Consider the following 20,426-nt stretch of genomic DNA (forward strand, 5'->3'; position numbering starts at 1 on the left):
CTCATGCCCTCTCGCCGCGAATGGATACAGCCGGGAAGGGGTATTGCTCGTTGCGTTCAACCCAATCCATAAAATCGGCGCGGGCGCCGGGAAAGCCGATCATGGTCCAGCCGACCAGACCTTTGTTGCCGCCATGGATCGGGTCGCTGAAGAAACCTTCCTTGGTGTTTTGCAGCAGGAAGCTGAAGAAAATCTTCGGCGGGACACTGTCGAAATCGGCGTCTCCGACCTCCAGTCGCTTGAGCAAGGCATCCTGGGTAGCGCTGTCTTGCGCGGCAAAGGTTGAACCGTGCAGCTTCTTGCACCAGGCCTCCGTAGCAGCGATGCCCAGCCGATAGATCTCGCGGGGCACCAGTTTGCTTTGCCAACCCATCTCCGGCGGCGCATCGGCGGCGAAGGGCCCCTGCATAAACCACAAGGCGCCACTGGCGTAAGGGGTGTTCATTTGCCGGTCGATAAATTCCGGCACACCAGCTTCCAGGGCACCCGGCCCCTGGGCATCGGCCGGAATCAATCGGGCCACGGCGGCATTGAGAAAAGCCCATTCCTCGGCGGTGAAGAAGCTCGGCTCGTAATGCCCGCTGTTGACCGGAGCCTTGTCGGCGGCCGCTGGCGTCACTTGCGAGGCGGCTTGCAGGACACTGCTGCCCAACGCGCTGCTCGCCACGGTGACCACCGGGATCAAGGTCAGGGTTTTGCGCAGGAACTCACGCCGCGGGTTATCTCGATCTTGATCAGACATGGCGTTACCTCTCTCATCTTGCACGCACGGATTATTCGGTCACTTCAATTGAGCAACCTGTCTTTTTCGGGTAGCGGTCTCTATCGAGACACCTCGAATTGAGAACACACTGGCAACCTTTAGTTACAAATGATAGCAGCCTAAGCATCAGGATGAATCGATTCAGCTAAAAATCTCGACCTTTTCCGCCCCCATTCCACCCCTCTCACAAATCTTTGACGCTCGACTCACGGGCTTTTGATCCGTAAAAAACAATGCTATAGGGCAATATCGAGTTCTCTTTTCCGGGCGCCGTCCATCTATGTCGATCGTTCGCTGGTTTTCCCTCCTTGGCCTGATGCTGATCAGCGGTCTGGTGCTGCTCGCCGCCCAGGCCGGCGACAACAGCAGCCAACGCCCGCCGCAATGGGCCACGCCGGTGGGCAACCAGTACAACCTCAACCAGATGACCCCGACGCTCTATCGCAGCACCTTGCCCGACAGCAATGCCGTGCCGATCCTGGCCAGGCTGAACATCACCACGGTCATCAACTTCCAGCCGGAGGCCGACTCCAGCTGGCTGTCGGCCCCGAACATCAAGCAGGTGCAACTGCCCTACCGGATCGGCCATGTCGATGACGCCGACGTGTTGACCGTCTTGCGCGCGATCAAGGACGCCGAGGACCGGGGTTCGGTACTGATCCACGACCGGAAGGGCACGGAACGCACCGGCCTGATGGCGGCGATGTACCGCGTGGTGGTGCAGGGCTGGAGCAAGGAGGAAGCCCTGAGCGAAATGATGATGGGAGGGTTTGGCGACACCCCGCACTTCAAGGACAGCATCCGTTACATGATGCAGGCGCCGGTCGACAAGCTACGCGAGGCCCTGGCCAGCGGCGCGTGCAGCACCAGTCCCTACGCTACCTGCGCGGTGCAGAGCTGGCTCAAGTCGGCACAGGTGCAGTGAGTTCATCGAGGGTTCGTCCCAGAAACGCCTCAATGGATTTCAGGATGGGCCGGGAACCGCCCGGCGCGAAGACCAGCTCGCGCAGGCGCCTGCCTTCCACGGGATCGAAGAGCCCCTGCTCTTCGAAACGGCTGAACACCGCCCTCGCCAGCATCTGCCCCCAGGGATAGATGAAATAGGCGGCGTCCGTGCCGGTGACCAGGTGACTGAAACTGTAGACCTGACGCACATCGCTCGGTGCCGGCAGCGACAAGACCTCATCGCGCACCCGTGCGCTGCGCTCCAGGACGCTTTGCTCCCGGGCGGGGTTCTGGTGCAGCTCCAACGCGAGCGCGGCAAGAATCAGGGTACTGGCCGACTTCAAGCCGTTGCCGGTGGTGAGTGAAATCATCAACCGGTCGGCCTGATCGGCAGAAAGCGCGGCGCCGGTCTGGTGGTGCCGACTGATCTCGACGAGATAGGCAGGCGAATGACACCAGCACTCCAGCAACGCCGAGAAGAACTCGCCAGCATCCCTGGCCGAATCGGTACCGGACAAGCTCCAGCAAGGAGAGCGGTCCAGCAACTGATGCAGGCAGTGCCCAAACTCGTGGAACAGTACCCGCATCTGTCCGTGCTTGAGCAGCAGGGGCTTGTCAGCCGCGGGCCGCGGAAGATAACAGTACAGCACCACGACCGGCAGGGTCAGGCTGCGGCCCTCGACCGATAGCAGCCGATGGCGCAGCGCATACATCGCGCCGCTCCTGGTGGTCTTCTCCTCGCGGGCGAACAGATCGAGGAACAGGTAGCCTATCGCCTGCCCATACTCGCGAACCTCGAACGGGCGGACGTCGGGGTGCCAGGTATCCAGTTCGTCGCGGGCGATGAATTCAACGCCGAACAGGCGAGCGGGGAGTGCCAGCAGGCTTTTCAGAACCTGCTCGAGTTCGAAGTAGGCGCGACTTTCATCCTCGCTGATCGCGCCCTTGTGCAGGCGCAGCTGCTGGCTATAAAAGGGCCGGTCCCAGGGTTTCAGCGCCGTCAGGCCCTGCTCGGCGGCAAACGCCTCCAGTACCTCCACTTCGCGGATCCAGCCTGGTTTTTCCGCGGCCACCAGTCGGCGCAAGAATCCCTCGACCTGCTCGGCAGAACTCAACGAAAGGCTTTGCAGTTGCAGTGCCGCGCTGTTGGCGAAGCCCAGCAGCTCAGCCTTCATGAAGCGCAATTGCAGCAACTCGTCGAGCACGGGCGTATTGTCATGGTCCGTTTCGGCATCGCTGGCACGGCTCACAACGGCCTCATAGACCTGCTGGCGCAGCTCGCGCCCTCGCGCATCCCGAAAGATCGAGCTGACCGCCTGCGGATCGTCGATGTTCAACCACCAACCGGCAAAGTTCGACTCGTGGTACAGCTCCATATGGACCTTGTCCTCGTCCGAAACGCCCTCCAGGGTACTGTCGTCGCTGAAGTACAGGCTGCCGTCTTCACTGGCGATGCGCACATTGTTGAGGAAGCGCAATTCCAGTTGCCGGATTCGCGCGTCCAGCGCCCGCAACCGGGTCTTCTGTTCCTCGGACAAATGCGCCCCCGCCAGCCGGCAATCCAGCACGACCCGCTGGAGCGCGGCGACACGCGTGGCGTCGAACAGGCGCGCGTTCGCGCTGCCCGCCAGGCGTTCGTAGAGTTGAAAGAGCCCGGGATGCTGGCTGACTTCAAGGCGGTAAGCGAGATAACGCCGGCGGCAACTGTGGAACGCCTCTCCCCACACGGGGTAGGGACGGGCGGTACTCAAGGCGGTAATGACGCCCATAAGCCCCGCCAGGCGCCCCCGCAAGGCGTCGACCGGTACGAAGAAGTCGTCCCAGGTCGGGTTTTCGCTCTGGTTCGCGATAATCTCGTCGATCGCGCTCCAGTGGTGTTTGATCAGCGCCTCGAGCGCCGGCAGCAGGTGCTCGACACGCACCGATGAATAGGCCGGCAGATCAGGCGGCTGCGCGTGCAGCAAAGGGTTGAAGGTCCCCACGGTTCACTCCTGGACAGGCACGGACCGCCAGCGGGTCCGCTCAAGGCCACAGTCTGGGGTAGCAGGCGCTTGCGCGAGTGGTACAGGGATAAGACATCCCCGGGCCTTGGACGGCCCGGGAGAGCGGAGCGGCGGGATTACTTGTCGTCGGGCTTTTTCAGCTTCGGATTGGGGAAAAACTGCACGGTCTGGACCTTGTTGTCCTGCGGGGCCTTGGCCGGTGCGGTATTGACCCGCGTGCCCAGCTCCTTGGGCACCGACAAACCCTGTTCATTCAGGGTGTCGGCATAGCCGCAAGCCACGCACTCACGGTGCGGAACGTCGTCTTCGCTCCACATCATCAGCTTGTCCTGCTCGCTGCACGCCGGGCAGACCGCCCCGGCGATAAAGCGCTTCTTGGTCTTGATCACGGTAGCCTCGCTCATGCCGCGGCATCCTCGCCGAGGCCGCTGTGACGCAAGAGTGCGTCAATCGACGGCTCGCGGCCACGGAAGTCGACGAACAGCACCATCGGCGCCTGGGAGCCACCGCGGGCCAGGATTGCTTCACGGAAGGCACGACCGGTCTGTTCGTTCAGCACACCCTCTTCCTCGAACTTGGAGAAAGCGTCGGCCGACAGCACTTCCGCCCATTTGTAGCTGTAGTAGCCCGCCGCGTAACCGCCGGCGAAAATATGCGCAAAGCTGTTGGGGAAGCGGTTGTAGGCCGGCGGACGCATCACCGAGACCTCGTCGCGCACGCCTTCGAGGACCTGTGCCACGCTGCGGCCATCGCCATGGGTGGCATGCAGTTCGAAGTCGAACAGCGAGAATTCCAGCTGGCGCACCATCATCAGCCCGGACTGGAAGTTCTTCGCCGCGAGCATTTTTTCCAGCAGGTCCTGGGGCAGCGGTTCGCCGCTTTCGTAGTGACCGGAGATCAACGCCAGGCCTTCGGGCTCCCAGCACCAGTTTTCCATGAACTGGCTCGGCAGCTCCACGGCATCCCAGGCCACGCCATTGATACCGGACACCCCGGCATGGTCGATACGGGTCAGCAGGTGATGCAGCCCATGGCCGAATTCGTGGAACAGGGTGGTGACTTCGTCATGGGTCAGCAGGGCCGGCTTGCCGCTGTCGGCCGGGGCGAAGTTGCACACCAGGTTGGCCACCGGGCTTTGCAGGACGCCATCAACCGTACGCCGACGATCACGGGCACCGTCCATCCAGGCCCCGCCACGCTTGTTGGCGCGGGCATAGAGGTCAAAGAAGAAACGCCCGACGTGCTGGCCGTTTTCCTTGATTTCGAACAGGCGGACATCCGGGTGCCAGGTGTCGAAACCGCTCTGCTCGGCAATCTCGATGCCGTACAGGCGCTGGACAATGGCGAACAGCCCGCCGAGCACCTTGTCGATCGGGAAGTAGGCGCGCAGGGCTTCCTGGGAAACGCTGTAGCGTTGCTCACGCAGCTTCTCGCCGTAGTAACCACTGTCCCAGCTTTGCAGCTCGGCACAGCCTTGTTCGGCGGCGTAGGCCTTGAGTTGTTGCAGGTCCTGGGCGGCAAACGGCTTGCTGCGCTTGGCCAGGTCGCGCAGGAAGGTCAGCACCTGGTCGCTGGAGTCGGCCATCTTGGTCGCCAGGCTCAATTCCGAGAAGCTGGCGAAACCCAACAATTGCGCCAGTTCCTGGCGCAGGTCGAGGATTTCTTCCATCACCGGACCGTTGTCGTACTGGCCGGCATTCGGGCCCTGGTCCGAGGCACGGGTGCAGTAGGCGGCGTACACCTCTTCGCGCAGGGCGCGGTCCTGGGCGTAGGTCATCACCGCGTAGTAACTCGGGAATTCCAGGGTGATCAACCAGCCGTCCAGGCCCTTGGCCTGGGCCGCGGCGGCCATTTGCGCCTTGGAGGAGTCGCTCAGGCCGGCAAGACCGGCCTCGTCGGTGACGTGCCGGGTCCAGGCCTGGGTCGCGTCGAGCAACTGGTTGGAGAAGCGGCTGCCCAGTTCGGACAGCTTGCTCTGCACCTCGGCATAGCGCTTTTGCTGCTCGGGCGGCAGGTCGATACCCGACAGGCGGAAGTCGCGCAGGGAGTGTTCGAGAATGGTTTTCTGGCCGACGTCGAAGCTGGCGGCCTGCGGGCTGTTCGCCAGGGCTTCGAAGGCCTGGAACAGTTCGCGGTTCTGGCCCAGTTCCGTGGAGTAGGCGCTCAAGGCCGGCAGGCAGGCCTCGTAGGCTTCGCGCAATTCAGCGCTGTTGCACACCGCATTCAGGTGGCTGACCGGACTCCAGGCGGCGCCCAGACGATCGTTGAGTTCATCCATCGCCAGGATCAGCCCGGCCCAGGTAGGCTGTTGGCCTTGAGTGGCGAGGATTTCGGCGATGGCCGCGCGGTTGTCCGCCAGGATCCGTTCGATGGCCGGCAGCACGTGTTCCGCGCGGATCGCCGAGAACGGCGGCAGGTCGTAGGACTGCAGAAGAGGGTTGTTCACGCTCACGGTTGGCACCTTGGCTGGAAGAAACATGGGCCCATCTTAATTACAATCGACGTCGACCGCAGCTATCAACCAAAGAGAGAGCGCCTATCGTGACCCTTCGTACCTATCAGAACCTCACGCCGGCACTCGGTGAACGGGCCTTTGTCGACCGTTCGGCGGTGGTGATCGGCGACGTCGAAATCGGCGCCGACAGCTCCATCTGGCCGTTGACCGTGATCCGCGGCGACATGCACCGCATCCACATCGGCCAACGCACCAGCGTGCAGGACGGCTGCGTGTTGCATATCACCCACGCCGGGCCTTTCAACCCCGAGGGTTTCCCGCTGCTGATCGGCGACGACGTGACCATCGCCCACAAGGTCATGCTGCATGGCTGCACGGTGGGCAGCCGGATTCTGATCGGCATGGGCAGCATCGTCATGGACGGCGCGGTGATCGAGGACGAGGTGATCGTCGGCGCCGGCAGCCTGGTGCCGCCGGGCAAGGTCCTGGAAAGCGGCTTTCTCTATGTCGGCAGCCCGGTCAAGCAGACGCGCGCGCTGACGGACAAGGAACGGGCGTTTTTCACCTACAGCGCGGCGAACTACGTGAAGCTCAAGGACCTGCACATAGCCGAAGGTTATCACCAGGCCGTTTGATTGTTTTTTGTACAGCCAGGACATTCCATGCATTACCAGACGATTCTCTTCGACCTCGACGGCACCCTGACCGACCCGCGCGAGGGCATCACCCGTTCGATCCAGTACGCGCTGGGCAAACTGGGGATCGACGAGCCGGACCTCGGCAAGCTCGAACACTTTATCGGCCCGCCGTTGTTGCAGGCGTTCATGCAGTTCTACGGTTTTGACGAGGCCAAGGCCTGGGAGGCGGTGAACTTCTACCGGGAACGCTTCAAGGTGACCGGGCTGTATGAGAACCGGGTGTTCGAAGGGGTCATGCCGTTGCTGGAGCTGCTGGGCGGGCAGGGGCGCACCTTGTATATCGCCACGTCCAAGCCCTGGGTGTTTGCCCGGGAGATTGCCCGGCATTTCGATTTTGCCCGGCACTTCAAGATGATCTACGGCAGCGAGCTGGATGGCACGCGGACCGACAAGGTCGAGCTGATTGCCCACCTGATCGCCGAAGAAGGGCTGGAACCGAGCGATACGCTGATGATCGGCGACCGCAAGCACGACCTGATCGGCGCGCAACGCAATGGTCTGGATGCGGCGGCAGTGGGGTATGGGTTCGGCAGTTTCGAGGAGTTGAGTGCGCAGCAGCCGGCTTATCATTTCCAGACGCTGGCGCAGTTGCATCGGGCGTTTGTGTAAGACGTGAAACCGTGTCGCCTGCATCGCGAGCAAGCTTGCTCCTACAAGATATCGGTCGTCCGCAACTTATTGGCACGACACAAACATTGTAGGAGCAAGCTTGCTCGCGATGGCGCCCTTCAGCCAGGCATCAGCTTGCGCAACGCCGCCGTACGCTCGCCAACCGGCAAGCCCCCCAGCTTTTCCACAGCCTTGAAGAACACCGGCCAGTCGCCATTCACCTGCTTGAACAACGCCGCAAACGCCGGCACCCACTGGTCATACAGCCCGAAGGGCAGCAGCTTGGCGTTATTCAGCGGCCCGTTGATCCAGGCGTCATAACGCTTGTCACCCGCCCACTGACTCGCCTGCATCTGGTGGTACTCGTCCCGCAAGCGCTGGAACTCCTGCGCCTTGCGCTCCCGCATCTGCTCAACCGGCAAGGCCTGCGCATACAGCTGCTGCAAGCGCGCCCGGGTCTTCAGCACCAGCTCGATAAACTGATCCTTCTGCGCCACCTCATTGACCTTGGCCGGCGGCAAGCCCCGCGCCGCCCGCCATTGCCGCGTGCCTTCCTGCTCGACGAAGTTGGCATAGGACTCATTGAACTCGGTGTCGTCCTTCACATAAAAACGCTGGTGCGCCAGTTCATGAAAGATCAGCGTCGCCAGGCGCTCGTCGCCCCAGGTCATCATCGAACTGATAATCGGATCGTCGAACCAGCCCAGCGTCGAGTAGGCCTCGACCCCGCCGATATACACGTCCATGCCCTGCTGCTTCTGCAGCGCCGCCTCACCCCGCGCCGCGCCCTGGTTGTAATAGCCGCGATAGGCCACGCAACCGGCAATCGGGAAACAATGCTGCTGCGGGGTCAGGGAAAATTCCGGCGTGGCAAAGACATTCCAGACCACATAAGGGCGTTTGATATCCGCATACAAGCGGTAACTGCGGTTGTCCGGCAGGTGCAGATGCTCGCTGGCAAAAGCCCGCGCCTGCTGGGACTGGGCCAGGTGTTCGCGCAGTTTCGGGTCCCGGGCCGGATCGGCAATCACCTCGGCCACCGGCTCCCGGGCGTGCAACAGGCTCAACTGGCCACCGGCCAGCTGGCTATAATAATTGAGACTGCTGCAACCACCGAGCAACAGCAGCAAGGCGCCTATCGAACCGCGTACCACGGGCCTGAACATCATGGGAATCACCTGCAGGGAGCAGACACAAGACTAGCGCGCGGGCTGAAGGCTTTTCCATGAAGATTATCGAGGTTGAGGTGTTCACCGCAGGGAGGCCCCACCACAAGCTTCACGCCCGGGCGTCCCGATACCCCTGAACGCAGGTATGCTGATCTCCTGAACAGAGTGGAAACATCATGCGCAAACATCTCCCCGTACTCTTCGCCCTGGCCAGCCTGGGCGGCTGTATCAGTCCGTTACCGGCGGTGAATCCGCAAATGGCCTGGGTCGACCTGGACACCCACACCGGTACGGTGATCATGGCCGAAAGCCTGGACAAGCAGCGTCTGCGCGACGGACGCTTTTTCCAGGTCACGCCGGGCAGCCATGACCTCCTGGCCCGTTTCGATTACGAGGTCTATATCGGCGGCATGGCGATGAACACCGACCCGCCGAACCGGCTGTGCTACCTGAGCGTGCACTACGACCACTTCGAAGCCGGCCGGCGCTACCGCCTGGAGGGTATAGCCCTGGGCTTCAACGCCAGCGCGCGGCTGTACAACGACAAGGGTGAAGTCGTGGCGGAGCAGAACAATGTGTTCTGCATTCCGTAGCTTCAGCGGTCGTTCTTCTGGTAGATGATTTTCTTGCTGCCGCCTTCACAACTGCCCACGACCATGTTCTGGTCGTGGACTTCATCCCTGGCAACGATCTCCAGGGTGTAGGAACTGACGCCGGCCGCCTGGATCTTGGTTTCGATCTCGGACTTGAGCTCTTCACACAGCTTGGTCGCGGCCAGGGCCGAGGTGGCCAGCACGCAACAGAAAATCCCCAGGGCAATACGTTTCATGGTCGAACTCCTTGACTACGGCAGCGCGTCGCCAGGGCGTACGCGCAAACTGCCACAGTTCATTCGACCACACTTGCGCCAGCCAAGTTCTGAGCCACCTCACATCCCTGGGTCTTGCCGGTGCGCAATCAGTGCACCAAGGTCCCGGTGAGGCTGATCTTCGCGTTCAACACCTTGGACACCGGACAACCTTCCTTGGCCTTTTTGCTCAGCTCATCGAACTGCTGCTGGCTGGCGCCGGGGATTTTCGCCTTGAGAATCAGGTGCACCGCGGTGATCGCAAAACCACCGTCAACCTGGTCCAGGGTCACTTCGGCCTGGGTGTCGATACTGTCGGCCTTGAGCCCGGCCTCGCCGAGAATCATCGAAAAGGCCATGGAGAAACACCCCGCGTGGGCGGCACCGATCAGTTCTTCCGGGTTGGTGCCCTTGCCGCCTTCGAAACGTGCCTTGAAACCGTAAGGCGCTTCACGCAACACCCCGGTTTCCGTGGAAATGGAACCAATACCGGTTTTCAGGTCGCCTGCCCAATGAGCCGATGCTTTCTTCGTGATACTCATAGCTGCCTCCTCAAAAGCCGGCGCGAAGGGTTCACGCCGGGGTCAAGGTTCTGAGGATAGACGCTGGATTAAAGTTCACCCCGTAAGACTCATCTGAAAAAAATGCCGGTTAAAAACAGCTCTCCCCTTGAAACTCGGGTATATGCCCACATTCCCTGGAGACCGGCAGGTTTTTCGACAGCAGACGAAGCCTGCGTACCCTCACAGGAGTAGCAGGCTCATGAAGCGACTGTCCGACGTCAAGTTTTCCACCCTCGACCTGGTGCCCGTGCGCCAGGACGGCAGCCCGGGCCAATCCCTGCGCAATTCGCTGGATCTGGCCCGTCATGTGGAAAAGTTCGGCTACCACCGCTTCTGGGTCGCCGAGCACCACAACATGGACGGAATCGCCAGTTCGGCGACGTCCGTGCTGCTGGGTTACCTGGCGGGCGGCACCTCGACCATTCGCGTCGGTTCCGGCGGCGTGATGCTGCCCAACCATGCGCCCCTGGTGATCGCCGAACAGTTCGGCACCCTGGAAAGTCTCTATCCCGGCCGTATCGACCTGGGCCTGGGCCGCGCCCCGGGTTCCGACCAGATGACCGCCCGGGCCCTGCGCCGCGAGCGTTCGGGCAGCGCCGACGACTTCCCCGAAGATGTCACTGAGCTGATGGGCTACCTCGGCCCGCGCACACCGGAACAACGGGTCATCGCCATGCCGGGCACCGGTACCCAGGTGCCGGTCTGGCTGCTGGGTTCGAGCCTGTTCAGTGCACAGCTGGCTGGGGAGCGGGGTTTGCCCTACGCCTTCGCCTCACATTTCGCACCGCGCTACATGCATGAGGCGATTCGCGTCTACCGCAATCACTTCAAGCCTTCGGCGGTGCTCGACAAACCCTACGTGATGCTCGGCGTACCGCTGGTGGCCGCGGATACCGATGAAAAGGCCGACTACCTGGCGACCTCGGTGTACCAGCGCATCCTTGCGCTGATGCGTGGCCAGAGCCTGGTGCAACGGCCGCCGGTGCAGACCATGGATGGCCTGTGGCTGCCCCACGAAAGAGAAGCGGTGGCGAGTTTCCTCGGCCTGGCGATGGTCGGCAGCCCCGAGAAGATCCGCGCCAAGCTGGAAGTCCTGATCGAGCAGACCCAGGCCGATGAGCTGATCTTCACCTGCGACCTGTATGAACATGCCGATCGACTGCATTCCTACGAGTTGCTGGCGCAGGTCATGAAGGGCTGACGGCCAGCCACAAAAAAGCCGGCGCCAGCGCCGGCTTTGATATCCACTTACGCTTATTTGCGCTTGTAGACGATTTCCTTCTTACCCGCATCGCAGGTGCCAATGGTCTTGCCATCGGTACCGCTATTGCCGGCTTTATCGACGATCTGCAGCGAATAACCATGAACGCCCTTGGCTTCAAGCTTGTCCTTGATGTCCTTCTCCACCACGTCGCATGGCTTGCCCGCCGCAAGGGCGGTTCCCGCCAGACTCAACAACGCTACCGCCAGCACAAGCTTCTTCATCGATCATATTCCCTGGTCAGATCAAAAAAAGTGCGTCGGCTTTTGGGCGACGCACCTCGGGCTATTTAGCCCCCTCTGTATAGCAATCAATATGGCAGTCGGCCAGCCTATAAGTTCAAAAGGCCAGTATTTATTCAGCTATTGGCGATTCTGAAGCCGACTTTCAGGGTGACCTGGAAGTGCGCGGCCTTGTTGTCCTTGATATGCCCACGGGTATCAAGCACCTCGAACCATTCCAGATGCTTGATGCTTTTACCGGCTTCGGCCAGGGCATTGTTGATGGCGTCTTCGATACTGGTGGGGGAAGAACCTACCAGTTCGATTTTCTTGTAGGTGTGGTGGTCGCTCATGCTGTTCTCCTAAGTCCCGGGGGCTGTCCAGAGAGCCTAGCAGTGATTTTTCCCACAGCTCGCTGTCGAGTGATTTCGTGATCCGCTGCAGATTTTCTGCACTTTCACCGCGCGCTGGAGTCCCAATCTGCACACGCCACTCAACTGCGGGAGAACGCCGATATGGCCAGCAACGCACTACGCAAAGCCTCATTGCAAAGCATGGAAGCCGAAATCGAGAGCCTGCTCAAGTCCCTCGAAAGCCTCAAGGACGACGCCTCGGACGAGTCGCGCAAAACCCTCAAGGCCCTCAAGAGCAATGCCGAGAACGCACTCAAGCATTCACGTCACCTGCTCAGCGATGCCTATGAAGAGGTCAAGGTCAGAACCCGCGAAACCGGGATTGCGACCCGTGATTATGCCCAGGAACATCCGTGGACAACCGCCGGTGTCGCGGTGGGTGCGCTGGGGCTTTTGGCCGCTTACCTGTTGTGCAAACGCGGCGATTAAGCCCTGTGTTCCAACTCGGTCTTGAGCCATTGGGCCAACTGCTGGGCGCGTCCGTCCGTGGCGCGCCGGGGTAGCCACAAGGCCAGCCGCCCCGGGGTTTCATTGAAGCCCCAGGGCGCCACCAGCCGACCGCCACGCAAATCGTCCGCGACCAGCGGCTGCGGCGCGATCGCCACCCCCAAACCGGCCACCGCCGCTTCGAGCAGGTAGTACAGATGCTCGAAACCCTGTCCGTACTTCAACTGCGCCGCATCGATACCGTTCTGCCGCGCCCAGCTGGGCCAGGCCTGGGGTCGTGAGGTGGTGTGCAACAGCGCTTCACCCACCAGGCCACGGGCCGGGGCCCGTAGCAATGACTCGTAACGGGCAAAATGCGGACTCATGACCGGGCCGATGCGCTCGCTCGCCAGTTCTATAACCTGCATATCCGCCGGCCACGGCGGCTCGGCGAACAGCAACAGGGCATCGAGCCCCGGCTTGCGCGGATCGAGATCGCCTTCACCCGCCGACAGGTGCAGGCGCAGGTCGGGCAAATCGGCATTCAGCCGCCCCAGTCGCGGAATAAACCAGCGCGCCAGCAGGCTCCCGGAACAGCCCAGCACAAAGGGCGCATCCGCCGTGTTCTGGGTCAACTCGGCGCAGACCGCCCGCAGCCGTTCGAACGCCTCGAAACTGGCGTCGCGCAGGCGAACGCCCGCATCTGTGAGTTTCAGGCCGCGGCCTTCCTTGGCGAACAGGCTCAGGCCCAGATGTTCCTCAAGCACTTTCAACTGCCGGCTGACCGCTCCATGGGTCACATGCAGCTGTTCGGCGGCCTGACTGACGCTGTTCAAGCGGGCGGTGGCCTCGAAGGCGCGCAAGGCATTGAGCGGGGGAAGGTCACGGCTCATGGTATCTGTGAGTTTTCCTGACAGGTTACGGCGATCTTATCGGTTTTCATCCGCGCCTGTCATGGTTAGAGTGAACCCCATCGAACATTCAATCGCCCACCTGGAGCCTCCCATGACCCAGTCCAACCTGCGCAACGGCCCCGACGCCAACGGCCTGTTCGGCGCATTCGGCGGCCGCTACGTGGCCGAAACCCTGATGCCGTTGATCCTCGACCTGAACCGCGAATACGAAGCCGCCAAGATCGATCCTGCGTTCATCGAGGAACTGGCCTACTTCCAGCGCGACTACGTCGGTCGTCCGAGCCCGCTGTACTTCGCCGAACGCCTGACCGAACACTGCGGCGGCGCGAAGATCTACCTCAAGCGCGAAGAGCTGAACCACACCGGCGCCCACAAGATCAACAACTGCATCGGCCAGATCCTGCTGGCGCGGCGCATGGGCAAGAAACGCATCATCGCCGAGACCGGCGCCGGCATGCACGGCGTGGCCACCGCCACCGTCGCCGCGCGTTTCGGCCTGGACTGCGTGATCTACATGGGCACCACCGATATCGAGCGCCAGCAGGCCAACGTGTTCCGCATGAAGCTGCTGGGCGCCGAAGTGATCCCGGTGGTCGCCGGCACCGGCACCCTGAAGGACGCGATGAACGAAGCCCTGCGCGACTGGGTGACCAACGTCGACAGCACCTTCTACCTGATCGGCACCGTCGCCGGCCCGCACCCGTATCCGGCCATGGTCCGCGACTTCCAGGCGGTGATCGGCAAGGAAACCCGCGACCAGTTGCAAGCCCAGGAAGGGCGCCTGCCCGACAGCCTGGTGGCGTGCATCGGTGGCGGCTCCAACGCCATGGGCCTGTTCCACCCGTTCCTCGATGACACCAGCGTCGAAATCATCGGCGTCGAAGCGGCCGGCCACGGTATCGAAACCGGCAAGCACGCCGCCAGCCTGAACGGCGGCGTCCCGGGCGTGCTGCACGGCAACCGGACCTTCCTGCTGCAGGACGACGACGGCCAGATCATCGATGCCCACTCGATTTCCGCCGGCCTCGACTACCCCGGCATCGGCCCGGAACACGCCTGGTTGCACGATATCGGTCGCGTCCAGTACACCTCGATCACCGATCACGAAGCCCTGGCCGCGTTCCACCAGTGCTGCCGTCTCGAAGGCATTATCCCGGCCCTGGAAAGCGCCCATGCCCTGGCCGAAGTGTTCAAGCGGGCGCCGACCCTGCCCAAGGATCACCTGATGGTGGTCAACCTGTCCGGTCGCGGTGACAAGGACATGCAAACCGTCATGCACCACATGCAACAGTCCCAGCAGGAGAAACACTGATGAGCCGCCTGCAAACCCGCTTTGCCGAGCTGAAAGAACAGAACCGCGCCGCCCTGGTGACCTTTATCACCGCCGGCGATCCGGGTTATGACACCTCCCTGGCGATCCTCAAGGGCCTGCCCAAGGCCGGTGCCGATGTGATCGAGCTGGGCATGCCCTTCACCGATCCGATGGCCGACGGCCCGGCGATCCAGCTGGCGAACATCCGTGCCCTGACCGCCAAGCAGAACCTGGCAAAAACCCTGCAGATGGTTCGCGAGTTCCGCGCCGAGAACAACGACACCCCGTTGGTGCTGATGGGTTACTTCAACCCGATCCACCACTACGGCGTGCCGCGTTTTATCGCCGACGCCAAGGCAGCCGGTGTCGACGGCCTGATCGTGGTCGACCTGCCACCGGAACATAACGGCGAGCTGTGCGACCCGGCCCAGGCCGCCGGCCTGGACTTTATCCGCCTGACCACGCCGACCACCGACGACGTCCGCCTGCCCACCGTGCTCAACGGCAGCTCCGGCTTCGTCTACTACGTGTCGGTGGCCGGTGTGACCGGTGCCGGCTCGGCGACCCTGGAACACGTCGAAGAAGCGGTGGCCCGCCTGCGTCGTCACACCGACCTGCCGATCAGCATCGGTTTCGGTATCCGCACCCCGGAGCAGGCCGCGGCCATCGCCCGGTTGGCGGATGGCGTGGTGGTCGGCTCGGCGCTGATCGATCACATCGCCAACGCCAGCAGCGATGAGCAGGCCATCGATGGCGTGCTGAGCCTCTGCGCGGCCCTCGCCGAAGGCGTACGTACCGCGCGCTGAACCACGCGGCACGGCACAGAGGGATCCAGGGCCACCGCCCTGGGTCCCTTTTTCATGGGCACCAACCTGAGCGTTTATTGACAGAACTGCTCTGTCAAAGGCGTAATCATTACATGCTCTTTCCGGGAAATACCGGCAAGAGACGGCCGCGCAGGAGCGCTGGATCGTTACCTATGAACATGGATGCCCCCTATGACCCTCGCTGTCGCCTGTACCTTCCTCGATCACCTGTCCGTCACTGAAATCCCGCGCCCAAAGCGGCTCGGGTCGGTCACTTCGCTTCCACGCCAAACGCCGCCACCGCGACAAGACCTGTCCAGCCTGTTCGCGTTCGAAACCCTGGCGCCCAGTGCCACGAGCCTGGCCTCCGATCCCGCAAGAACCGCCGGCGAGCCGGCAAACGACGCTTCCTTGCGCGAACGCCTCGAAGCCCTGCGACACGGCATGAGCGAACAGCATGATCGCTGGCGATAACGTCGGTGCCGGCCAAAGGTAAAGTTCCTGATACAAAGGAATCTAAACGCCACCATGCGGACTAATAAAGTATGACCCGGGGGTTTGAAGCCAAATCTTCACCCCTATTCGATGTATTGCCCGTGTGGTGAGGAATGCCCCCGATGAAAATGCCCAAACGCCTGATGGCCGGTCTTGGTCTGCTGGTACTGAGCGCCAGTCCGCTGCTGCATGCCGAGGATCAATGGCACGGCGAAGACCATGATCACGGTGGCTATGACCAACGGGGTCCCGACAGAGGCCCGGACAGGGGACATGACGAGCGCAATATGCACCGTCCGCCCCAGGACTTCGGCCCGGTCCGGCAGATCATTCATGATGACCGTGAACACTTCGGCCGTGGCGCGCCACCGCCACCGGGCTACCGTCTGGAACGTGGCCGGCCGCTGCCACGGGGCTACGAAGGCGAGCGCCTGGACGACCGGGCACTGAGCCGCCTGCCGAGGTATGAGGGTTACGAGTGGCGGCGCATAGGCAATGACGTGGTCCTGATTACCATCGGCACCGGGGTTGTCTACGAGATTCTCGACGGCGTGCTGAACTGACCGCCTAGAACAGCGACAGATCCAATGGCCTGACCGCCCCCATCCAGATCCCATGATCGCGATGGTCGGCCAGGTCATCGCCGGTCAGGGGATGGATGAACACCACCAGGCCCTTGCGGTGCAACGCCAGCCACGGCAAGACCACGCCGATATATTGCGCTTCGAACGCCAGTTGGCAGCTCCAGTCCGGATGAGGTCCCACCGGGCGCTCGTGCACCCGTCCCATCTGCAGTGGAAAGGTCGTCGCCGCCAGCTCACATAGCTCACGGGCCTGCTCCAGGGTCGAAGCATCGAAATAGATGTGGGCGTGATAACCCTTGATACGTTGCATGCCGCTCTCGTTCAGCGTCGGTTAATGGCCTAACGCTACACCGCAATCGAGGGCAAGCCCAGCCCCACCAGCGATTGCGCACTGTCGGCCTGCTCGGCCATCAACCAGTCGAAGAAACGCTGGATCAGCGCGCCACGCCGTTTACGCTGGGGCAAGACCACGTAATAGCCAAAAGTGGAAATCGCCGTCTGGCTGATCGGCCGGCATAACAATCCTTGCTCCAACAGATTATCCACCAGGTGACGCCAGCCGATGGCCACGCCCTGGCCGCCGATCGCCGCCTGGATCAGCAAGGTGTAGTTGTCGAAGCGCAATTGCCCCGGCGCCGGTGCCGTGGTCAGTCCCAGTTCGCGAAAAACCCCGCTCCAGTCGAACCAGTGGCTGCTGTTTTCGCCCTTGAGGTGCAGCAGGGGAAACTCCAGCAGGGCCTCGGTGGGCAGCGGCAGCTCGCGGCCCTTGAGCAATTGCGGGCTGCACACCGGAAACACTTCCTCGCTGAACAGCCAATGACTCTCGCCCTGCTTGAAACGGCCCTTGCCGAACAACACCGCCACATCGATATCAGTGCGCAACATGTTGTGGCTACGCTCACTGGTCACCAGGCTGACATCGACCTGCGGATTGGCCGCATGAAAACGGTGCAGGCGCGGCATCAACCAATAGGCGGCAAAAGCAAAGTCGGTAGCGACCTGCAGCACCTCGTGCTGACGCTGGGCGGTGACCGCGCTCAAGCCACTGTCGATGCTCTGCAAACCGGCCTGCACCTGCTCGAACAGGATCGAGCCGGCTTCGGTCAACTCGATGCCCCGGTAGATGCGGTCGAACAGGCGGGTGGTCAACTGGTCTTCCAGGCGCTTGATCTGCTGGCTGATGGCCGGCTGGGTAGTACCCAGCTCCACCGCCGCGGCGGTAAAGCTGTGATGACGGGCCGCCGCTTCAAAGGCCCGGAGCAGATCGAGGGACAGGTCACCCAGCGCTTCATACATAAGCTGTACTTATCCTAGTCATTGTTTGGCAGGGGCTTTACCACAGATTCCGTGGGCCACATGCTGGATCTCAGCACTATCGCATAACAATTCACTATGGAATGCCGCGATTACATGAAGCGCAAGAACATTCTCTTCATCATGGCCGATCAAATGGCCGCGCCCCTGTTGCCGCTCTACGGTGCATCGCCCATCAAGCTTCCGAACCTGAGCCGCCTGGCCGCCGAAGGCGTGGTCTTCGATGCCGCCTACTGCAACAGCCCGCTCTGCGCGCCTTCACGTTTTACCCTGGTCAGTGGTCAGTTGCCGAGCAAGATCGGCGCCTACGACAACGCCGCCGATTTCCCCGCCGACGTACCGACCTATGCCCACTATCTGCGACGCCTGGGCTATCGCACCGCGCTGTCGGGCAAGATGCACTTCTGCGGGCCGGACCAGTTGCATGGCTACGAAGAGCGCCTGACCAGCGATATCTACCCGGCGGACTATGGCTGGGCGGTGAACTGGGACGAGCCCGACGTGCGACCCAGTTGGTACCACAACATGTCCTCGGTGCTGCAGGCCGGGCCCTGCGTGCGCACCAACCAGCTGGACTTCGATGAAGAGGTGGTCTTCAAGGCGCAACAATACCTGTTCGACCATGTGCGCGAAGACGGCAACCAGCCGTTCTGCCTGACCGTGTCCATGACCCACCCCCACGATCCCTACACCATTCCCAAGGCCTTCTGGGACCTGTATCGCGACGAAGATATCCCGTTGCCGCAGACCCCGGCCCAGGACAGCCTCGATCCGCACTCCCAGCGTTTGCTCAAGGTCTACGACCTGTGGGACAAGCCGCTGCCTGTGGATAAGATCCGCGATGCCCGTCGTGCCTACTTCGGCGCATGCAGCTATATCGACAGCAACGTCGGCAAACTCCTGCAAACCCTGGAGGAAACCGGGCTGGCCGAGGACACGGTGATCGTGTTCTCCGGCGACCACGGCGACATGCTCGGCGAGCGCGGCCTCTGGTACAAAATGCACTGGTTCGAAATGTCCGCGCGGGTGCCGCTGCTGATCAGCGCCCCGGGTCAGTTCGCCGCCGGACGCGTCAGCGCCGCGGTCTCCACCGCCGACCTGCTGCCGACCCTGGTGGAACTGGCCGGCGGCACGCTGCAGGCCGAGCTGCCGCTGGACGGGCGCTCGCTGGTCCCACACCTGAAAGGCGAGGGCGGCCACGACGAAGTGTTCGGCGAATACATGGCCGAAGGCACCATCAGCCCGCTGATGATGATTCGTCGCGGCGCCTACAAATTCATCTACAGCGAAGACGACCCCTGTCTGCTCTTCGATATCCACCATGACCCACGCGAGGAGGAAGAACTCAGCCAGTCAGCGCCGCACCAAGCACTCTTCAACGACTTCCTGGCCGAAGCCCGGGCGAAATGGAACATCCCGGCGATCCACCAACAGGTGCTCGCCAGTCAGCGCCGGCGGCGTTTCGTCGCCAGCGCGCTGACCCAAGGAAAGCTGAAGAGCTGGGATCACCAGCCACTGGTGGACGCCAGTCAGCAATACATGCGCAACCATATCGACCTCGACGATCTGGAACGCAAAGCGCGTTATCCACAACCCTGCCAAAATCAATAACGAACGTAAGGGGAAGGCGATGAAGAAGTTATCCACAGCACTGACGGTAGGCCTCCTGGCCATGAGCAGCCTGAGTGCCTATGCCGAGCAGAGCTGCGACACGGTGAAAATGGCCGATCCGGGCTGGAGCGATATTGCCGCGACCAACGCCATCACCAGCCTGCTGCTCGATGGCCTGGGCTACAAGGCCAAGGTCGACACCCTGGCGGTGCCGATCACCTATGGCGGTCTCAAGGACGGCCAGGTGGATGCATTCCTCGGCAACTGGATGCCGGCGCAGCAGGGTTTCTACGACAAGTTCGTGGCCAACGGCGATGTCACGCAACTGGCGAAGAACCTCGACGGCACCGAATTCACCCTGGCGGTCCCGGATTATGTCTGGGACGCGGGTGTGCATAACTTTGCCGACCTGAACAAGTTCGCCGACAAGTTCGACAAGAAGCTCTATGGCATCGGCTCCGGCGCGCCGGCCAATATCTCGCTGGGGGAGATCATCAAGAAGAACGAGTTCGACCTCGGCCAGTGGAAACTGGTGGAGTCCAGCGAGCAGGCGATGCTGGCTGAAGTGGCCCGTTCGGTGAAGAAGCAGAAGTTCGTGGTGTTCCTCGGCTGGACCCCGCACCCGATGAACGTGCAGATGAAGATGCACTATCTCAAGGGCGGCGAGAAATACTTCGGTGATACCGGCAGCGTCTACACCGTGACCCGCAAGGGTTATGCACAGGCCTGCCCGAACGTCGGAAAATTGCTGAGTAACCTGAGCTTCACCCAGGACATGGAAAACAGCATCATGGCCGAAGTGGTGAACAAGAAGCTGACCAATGCCGACTCGGCCAAGGCCTGGATCAAGGCCAATCCGGCGGTGCTGGACAAGTGGCTGGACGGGGTCAAGACCGTGGATGGCCAGGATGGGTTGTCGGCGGTGAAGGCCAAGCTCTAACGGCCAACACACAACCCGACGTGTAGGAGCCGGCTTGCTGGCGATGGCGGCCTTGAGGGCTGTGCAACGTTCAAGGG

At 62.0% G+C, this 20,426-nt stretch carries 24 protein-coding genes; 12 read left to right on the forward strand and 12 right to left on the reverse strand.

The features are described from left to right. Position 1: 1 nt before the first annotated feature. Positions 2-742: a gluconate 2-dehydrogenase subunit 3 family protein gene (locus M5C01_RS22085; RefSeq protein ID WP_152736542.1), complete on the reverse strand. Its 741-nt coding sequence runs from the start codon at positions 740-742 to the stop codon at positions 2-4. A gap of 301 nt (positions 743-1,043) precedes the next feature. Between M5C01_RS22085 and M5C01_RS22090 the strand changes: the two genes are divergently transcribed. Next, positions 1,044-1,688, forward strand: a complete 645-nt coding sequence (locus M5C01_RS22090) for a dual specificity protein phosphatase family protein (RefSeq protein WP_152736543.1) — start codon at positions 1,044-1,046, stop codon at positions 1,686-1,688. On the opposite strand, the gene M5C01_RS22095 is transcribed toward M5C01_RS22090, so the two are convergent. The 3 genes from M5C01_RS22095 to prlC form a co-directional block, all read right to left on the reverse strand. After that, positions 1,666-3,690: a M3 family metallopeptidase gene (locus tag M5C01_RS22095; RefSeq protein WP_152736544.1), complete on the reverse strand. Its 2,025-nt coding sequence runs from the start codon at positions 3,688-3,690 to the stop codon at positions 1,666-1,668. The two genes, M5C01_RS22090 and M5C01_RS22095, sit on opposite strands and share 23 nt — an antisense overlap. 137 nt (positions 3,691-3,827) lie before the next feature. Next, a complete protein-coding gene (locus M5C01_RS22100; protein WP_152736545.1) occupies positions 3,828-4,115 on the reverse strand; it encodes a YheV family putative zinc ribbon protein in 288 nt (95 codons plus the stop codon). Then, a complete protein-coding gene (prlC, locus tag M5C01_RS22105; protein ID WP_248764395.1) occupies positions 4,112-6,163 on the reverse strand; it encodes an oligopeptidase A in 2,052 nt (683 codons plus the stop codon). The genes M5C01_RS22100 and prlC overlap by 4 nt, the downstream gene beginning before the upstream one ends. 89 nt (positions 6,164-6,252) lie before the next feature. Here prlC and M5C01_RS22110 point away from each other — a divergent pair, with 89 nt between their 5' ends. Both M5C01_RS22110 and M5C01_RS22115 read left to right on the forward strand, forming a co-directional pair. Further along, positions 6,253-6,801, forward strand: coding sequence for a gamma carbonic anhydrase family protein (locus M5C01_RS22110; protein WP_178129692.1), 549 nt, complete (start codon positions 6,253-6,255; stop codon positions 6,799-6,801). Between the two features lie 27 nt (positions 6,802-6,828). Continuing rightward, the gene (locus M5C01_RS22115) at positions 6,829-7,473 is read left to right on the forward strand and encodes an HAD family hydrolase (protein WP_103496243.1); all 645 of its coding nucleotides are present in this window, start codon (positions 6,829-6,831) and stop codon (positions 7,471-7,473) included. Positions 7,474-7,592: 119 nt separating this feature from the next. Here M5C01_RS22115 and M5C01_RS22120 read toward each other — a convergent pair whose 3' ends face one another. Next, on the reverse strand, positions 7,593-8,642 hold the full coding sequence (locus M5C01_RS22120; protein WP_152736547.1) for an aminopeptidase: 1,050 nt from the start codon (positions 8,640-8,642) through the stop codon (positions 7,593-7,595). 176 nt (positions 8,643-8,818) lie between these two features. Here M5C01_RS22120 and M5C01_RS22125 point away from each other — a divergent pair, with 176 nt between their 5' ends. Beyond that, a complete protein-coding gene (locus M5C01_RS22125) occupies positions 8,819-9,235 on the forward strand; it encodes a hypothetical protein (RefSeq protein ID WP_103496241.1) in 417 nt (138 codons plus the stop codon). A 2-nt stretch (positions 9,236-9,237) separates the two neighbouring features. On the opposite strand, the gene M5C01_RS22130 is transcribed toward M5C01_RS22125, so the two are convergent. Both M5C01_RS22130 and M5C01_RS22135 read right to left on the reverse strand, forming a co-directional pair. Continuing rightward, positions 9,238-9,471: a DUF1161 domain-containing protein gene (locus tag M5C01_RS22130; RefSeq protein WP_152736548.1), complete on the reverse strand. Its 234-nt coding sequence runs from the start codon at positions 9,469-9,471 to the stop codon at positions 9,238-9,240. Between the two features lie 128 nt (positions 9,472-9,599). After that, positions 9,600-10,031 (reverse strand): OsmC family protein, encoded by a 432-nt coding sequence (locus M5C01_RS22135; RefSeq protein ID WP_103496239.1) that lies wholly within the window; start codon positions 10,029-10,031, stop codon positions 9,600-9,602. A gap of 220 nt (positions 10,032-10,251) precedes the next feature. Here M5C01_RS22135 and M5C01_RS22140 point away from each other — a divergent pair, with 220 nt between their 5' ends. Beyond that, positions 10,252-11,253, forward strand: a complete 1,002-nt coding sequence (locus M5C01_RS22140) for an LLM class flavin-dependent oxidoreductase (RefSeq protein WP_103496238.1) — start codon at positions 10,252-10,254, stop codon at positions 11,251-11,253. Between the two features lie 53 nt (positions 11,254-11,306). Here the strand turns inward: M5C01_RS22140 and M5C01_RS22145 are convergent, their stop codons facing one another. Together M5C01_RS22145 and M5C01_RS22150 are read right to left on the reverse strand one after the other, a co-directional pair. Further along, the gene (locus tag M5C01_RS22145; protein WP_152736549.1) at positions 11,307-11,537 is read right to left on the reverse strand and encodes a DUF1161 domain-containing protein; all 231 of its coding nucleotides are present in this window, start codon (positions 11,535-11,537) and stop codon (positions 11,307-11,309) included. A 134-nt stretch (positions 11,538-11,671) separates the two neighbouring features. Then, entirely contained in the window at positions 11,672-11,887 is a 216-nt protein-coding gene (locus M5C01_RS22150) for a dodecin (RefSeq protein WP_100939968.1), read from the reverse strand. 162 nt (positions 11,888-12,049) lie between these two features. On the opposite strand from M5C01_RS22150, the gene M5C01_RS22155 reads away from it, so the two are divergent. After that, the gene (locus M5C01_RS22155; protein WP_103496236.1) at positions 12,050-12,376 is read left to right on the forward strand and encodes a DUF883 family protein; all 327 of its coding nucleotides are present in this window, start codon (positions 12,050-12,052) and stop codon (positions 12,374-12,376) included. Here M5C01_RS22155 and M5C01_RS22160 read toward each other — a convergent pair. Continuing rightward, complete coding sequence (locus M5C01_RS22160; protein WP_152736550.1) at positions 12,373-13,266, reverse strand: LysR family transcriptional regulator; 894 nt, start codon at positions 13,264-13,266, stop codon at positions 12,373-12,375. The two genes, M5C01_RS22155 and M5C01_RS22160, sit on opposite strands and share 4 nt — an antisense overlap. Before the next feature lie 112 nt (positions 13,267-13,378). Between M5C01_RS22160 and trpB the strand changes: the two genes are divergently transcribed. The 4 genes from trpB (at position 13,379) to M5C01_RS22180 (ending at position 16,463) form a co-directional block, all read left to right on the forward strand. After that, the gene (trpB, locus tag M5C01_RS22165) at positions 13,379-14,599 is read left to right on the forward strand and encodes a tryptophan synthase subunit beta (protein WP_100939965.1); all 1,221 of its coding nucleotides are present in this window, start codon (positions 13,379-13,381) and stop codon (positions 14,597-14,599) included. Then, positions 14,599-15,405 carry a tryptophan synthase subunit alpha gene (gene trpA / locus M5C01_RS22170; RefSeq protein WP_152736551.1) on the forward strand — a complete coding sequence of 269 codons (807 nt, stop codon included), beginning with the start codon at positions 14,599-14,601 and terminating at the stop codon, positions 15,403-15,405. The genes trpB and trpA overlap by 1 nt, the downstream gene beginning before the upstream one ends. A 192-nt stretch (positions 15,406-15,597) precedes the next feature. Then, the gene (locus tag M5C01_RS22175; RefSeq protein ID WP_152736552.1) at positions 15,598-15,879 is read left to right on the forward strand and encodes a hypothetical protein; all 282 of its coding nucleotides are present in this window, start codon (positions 15,598-15,600) and stop codon (positions 15,877-15,879) included. Between the two features lie 143 nt (positions 15,880-16,022). Then, on the forward strand, positions 16,023-16,463 hold the full coding sequence (locus M5C01_RS22180; RefSeq protein WP_152736553.1) for an anti-virulence regulator CigR family protein: 441 nt from the start codon (positions 16,023-16,025) through the stop codon (positions 16,461-16,463). 4 nt (positions 16,464-16,467) lie between these two features. Here M5C01_RS22180 and M5C01_RS22185 read toward each other — a convergent pair whose 3' ends face one another. Both M5C01_RS22185 and M5C01_RS22190 read right to left on the reverse strand, forming a co-directional pair. Further along, positions 16,468-16,794 (reverse strand): DOPA 4,5-dioxygenase family protein, encoded by a 327-nt coding sequence (locus M5C01_RS22185; protein WP_152736554.1) that lies wholly within the window; start codon positions 16,792-16,794, stop codon positions 16,468-16,470. 35 nt (positions 16,795-16,829) lie between these two features. Continuing rightward, positions 16,830-17,780 carry a LysR family transcriptional regulator gene (locus M5C01_RS22190; RefSeq protein ID WP_103496230.1) on the reverse strand — a complete coding sequence of 317 codons (951 nt, stop codon included), beginning with the start codon at positions 17,778-17,780 and terminating at the stop codon, positions 16,830-16,832. Between the two features lie 114 nt (positions 17,781-17,894). Here M5C01_RS22190 and betC point away from each other — a divergent pair, with 114 nt between their 5' ends. Together betC and choX are read left to right on the forward strand one after the other, a co-directional pair. Then, the gene (gene betC, locus M5C01_RS22195; protein WP_152736555.1) at positions 17,895-19,409 is read left to right on the forward strand and encodes a choline-sulfatase; all 1,515 of its coding nucleotides are present in this window, start codon (positions 17,895-17,897) and stop codon (positions 19,407-19,409) included. Positions 19,410-19,428: 19 nt separating this feature from the next. Beyond that, complete coding sequence (gene choX, locus M5C01_RS22200) at positions 19,429-20,349, forward strand: choline ABC transporter substrate-binding protein (RefSeq protein ID WP_152736556.1); 921 nt, start codon at positions 19,429-19,431, stop codon at positions 20,347-20,349. Positions 20,350-20,426: the final 77 nt, after the last annotated feature.

Source organism: Pseudomonas sp. MWU12-2319 (assembly GCF_023242525.1).
Lineage (GTDB): Bacteria > Pseudomonadota > Gammaproteobacteria > Pseudomonadales > Pseudomonadaceae > Aquipseudomonas > Aquipseudomonas gingeri_D.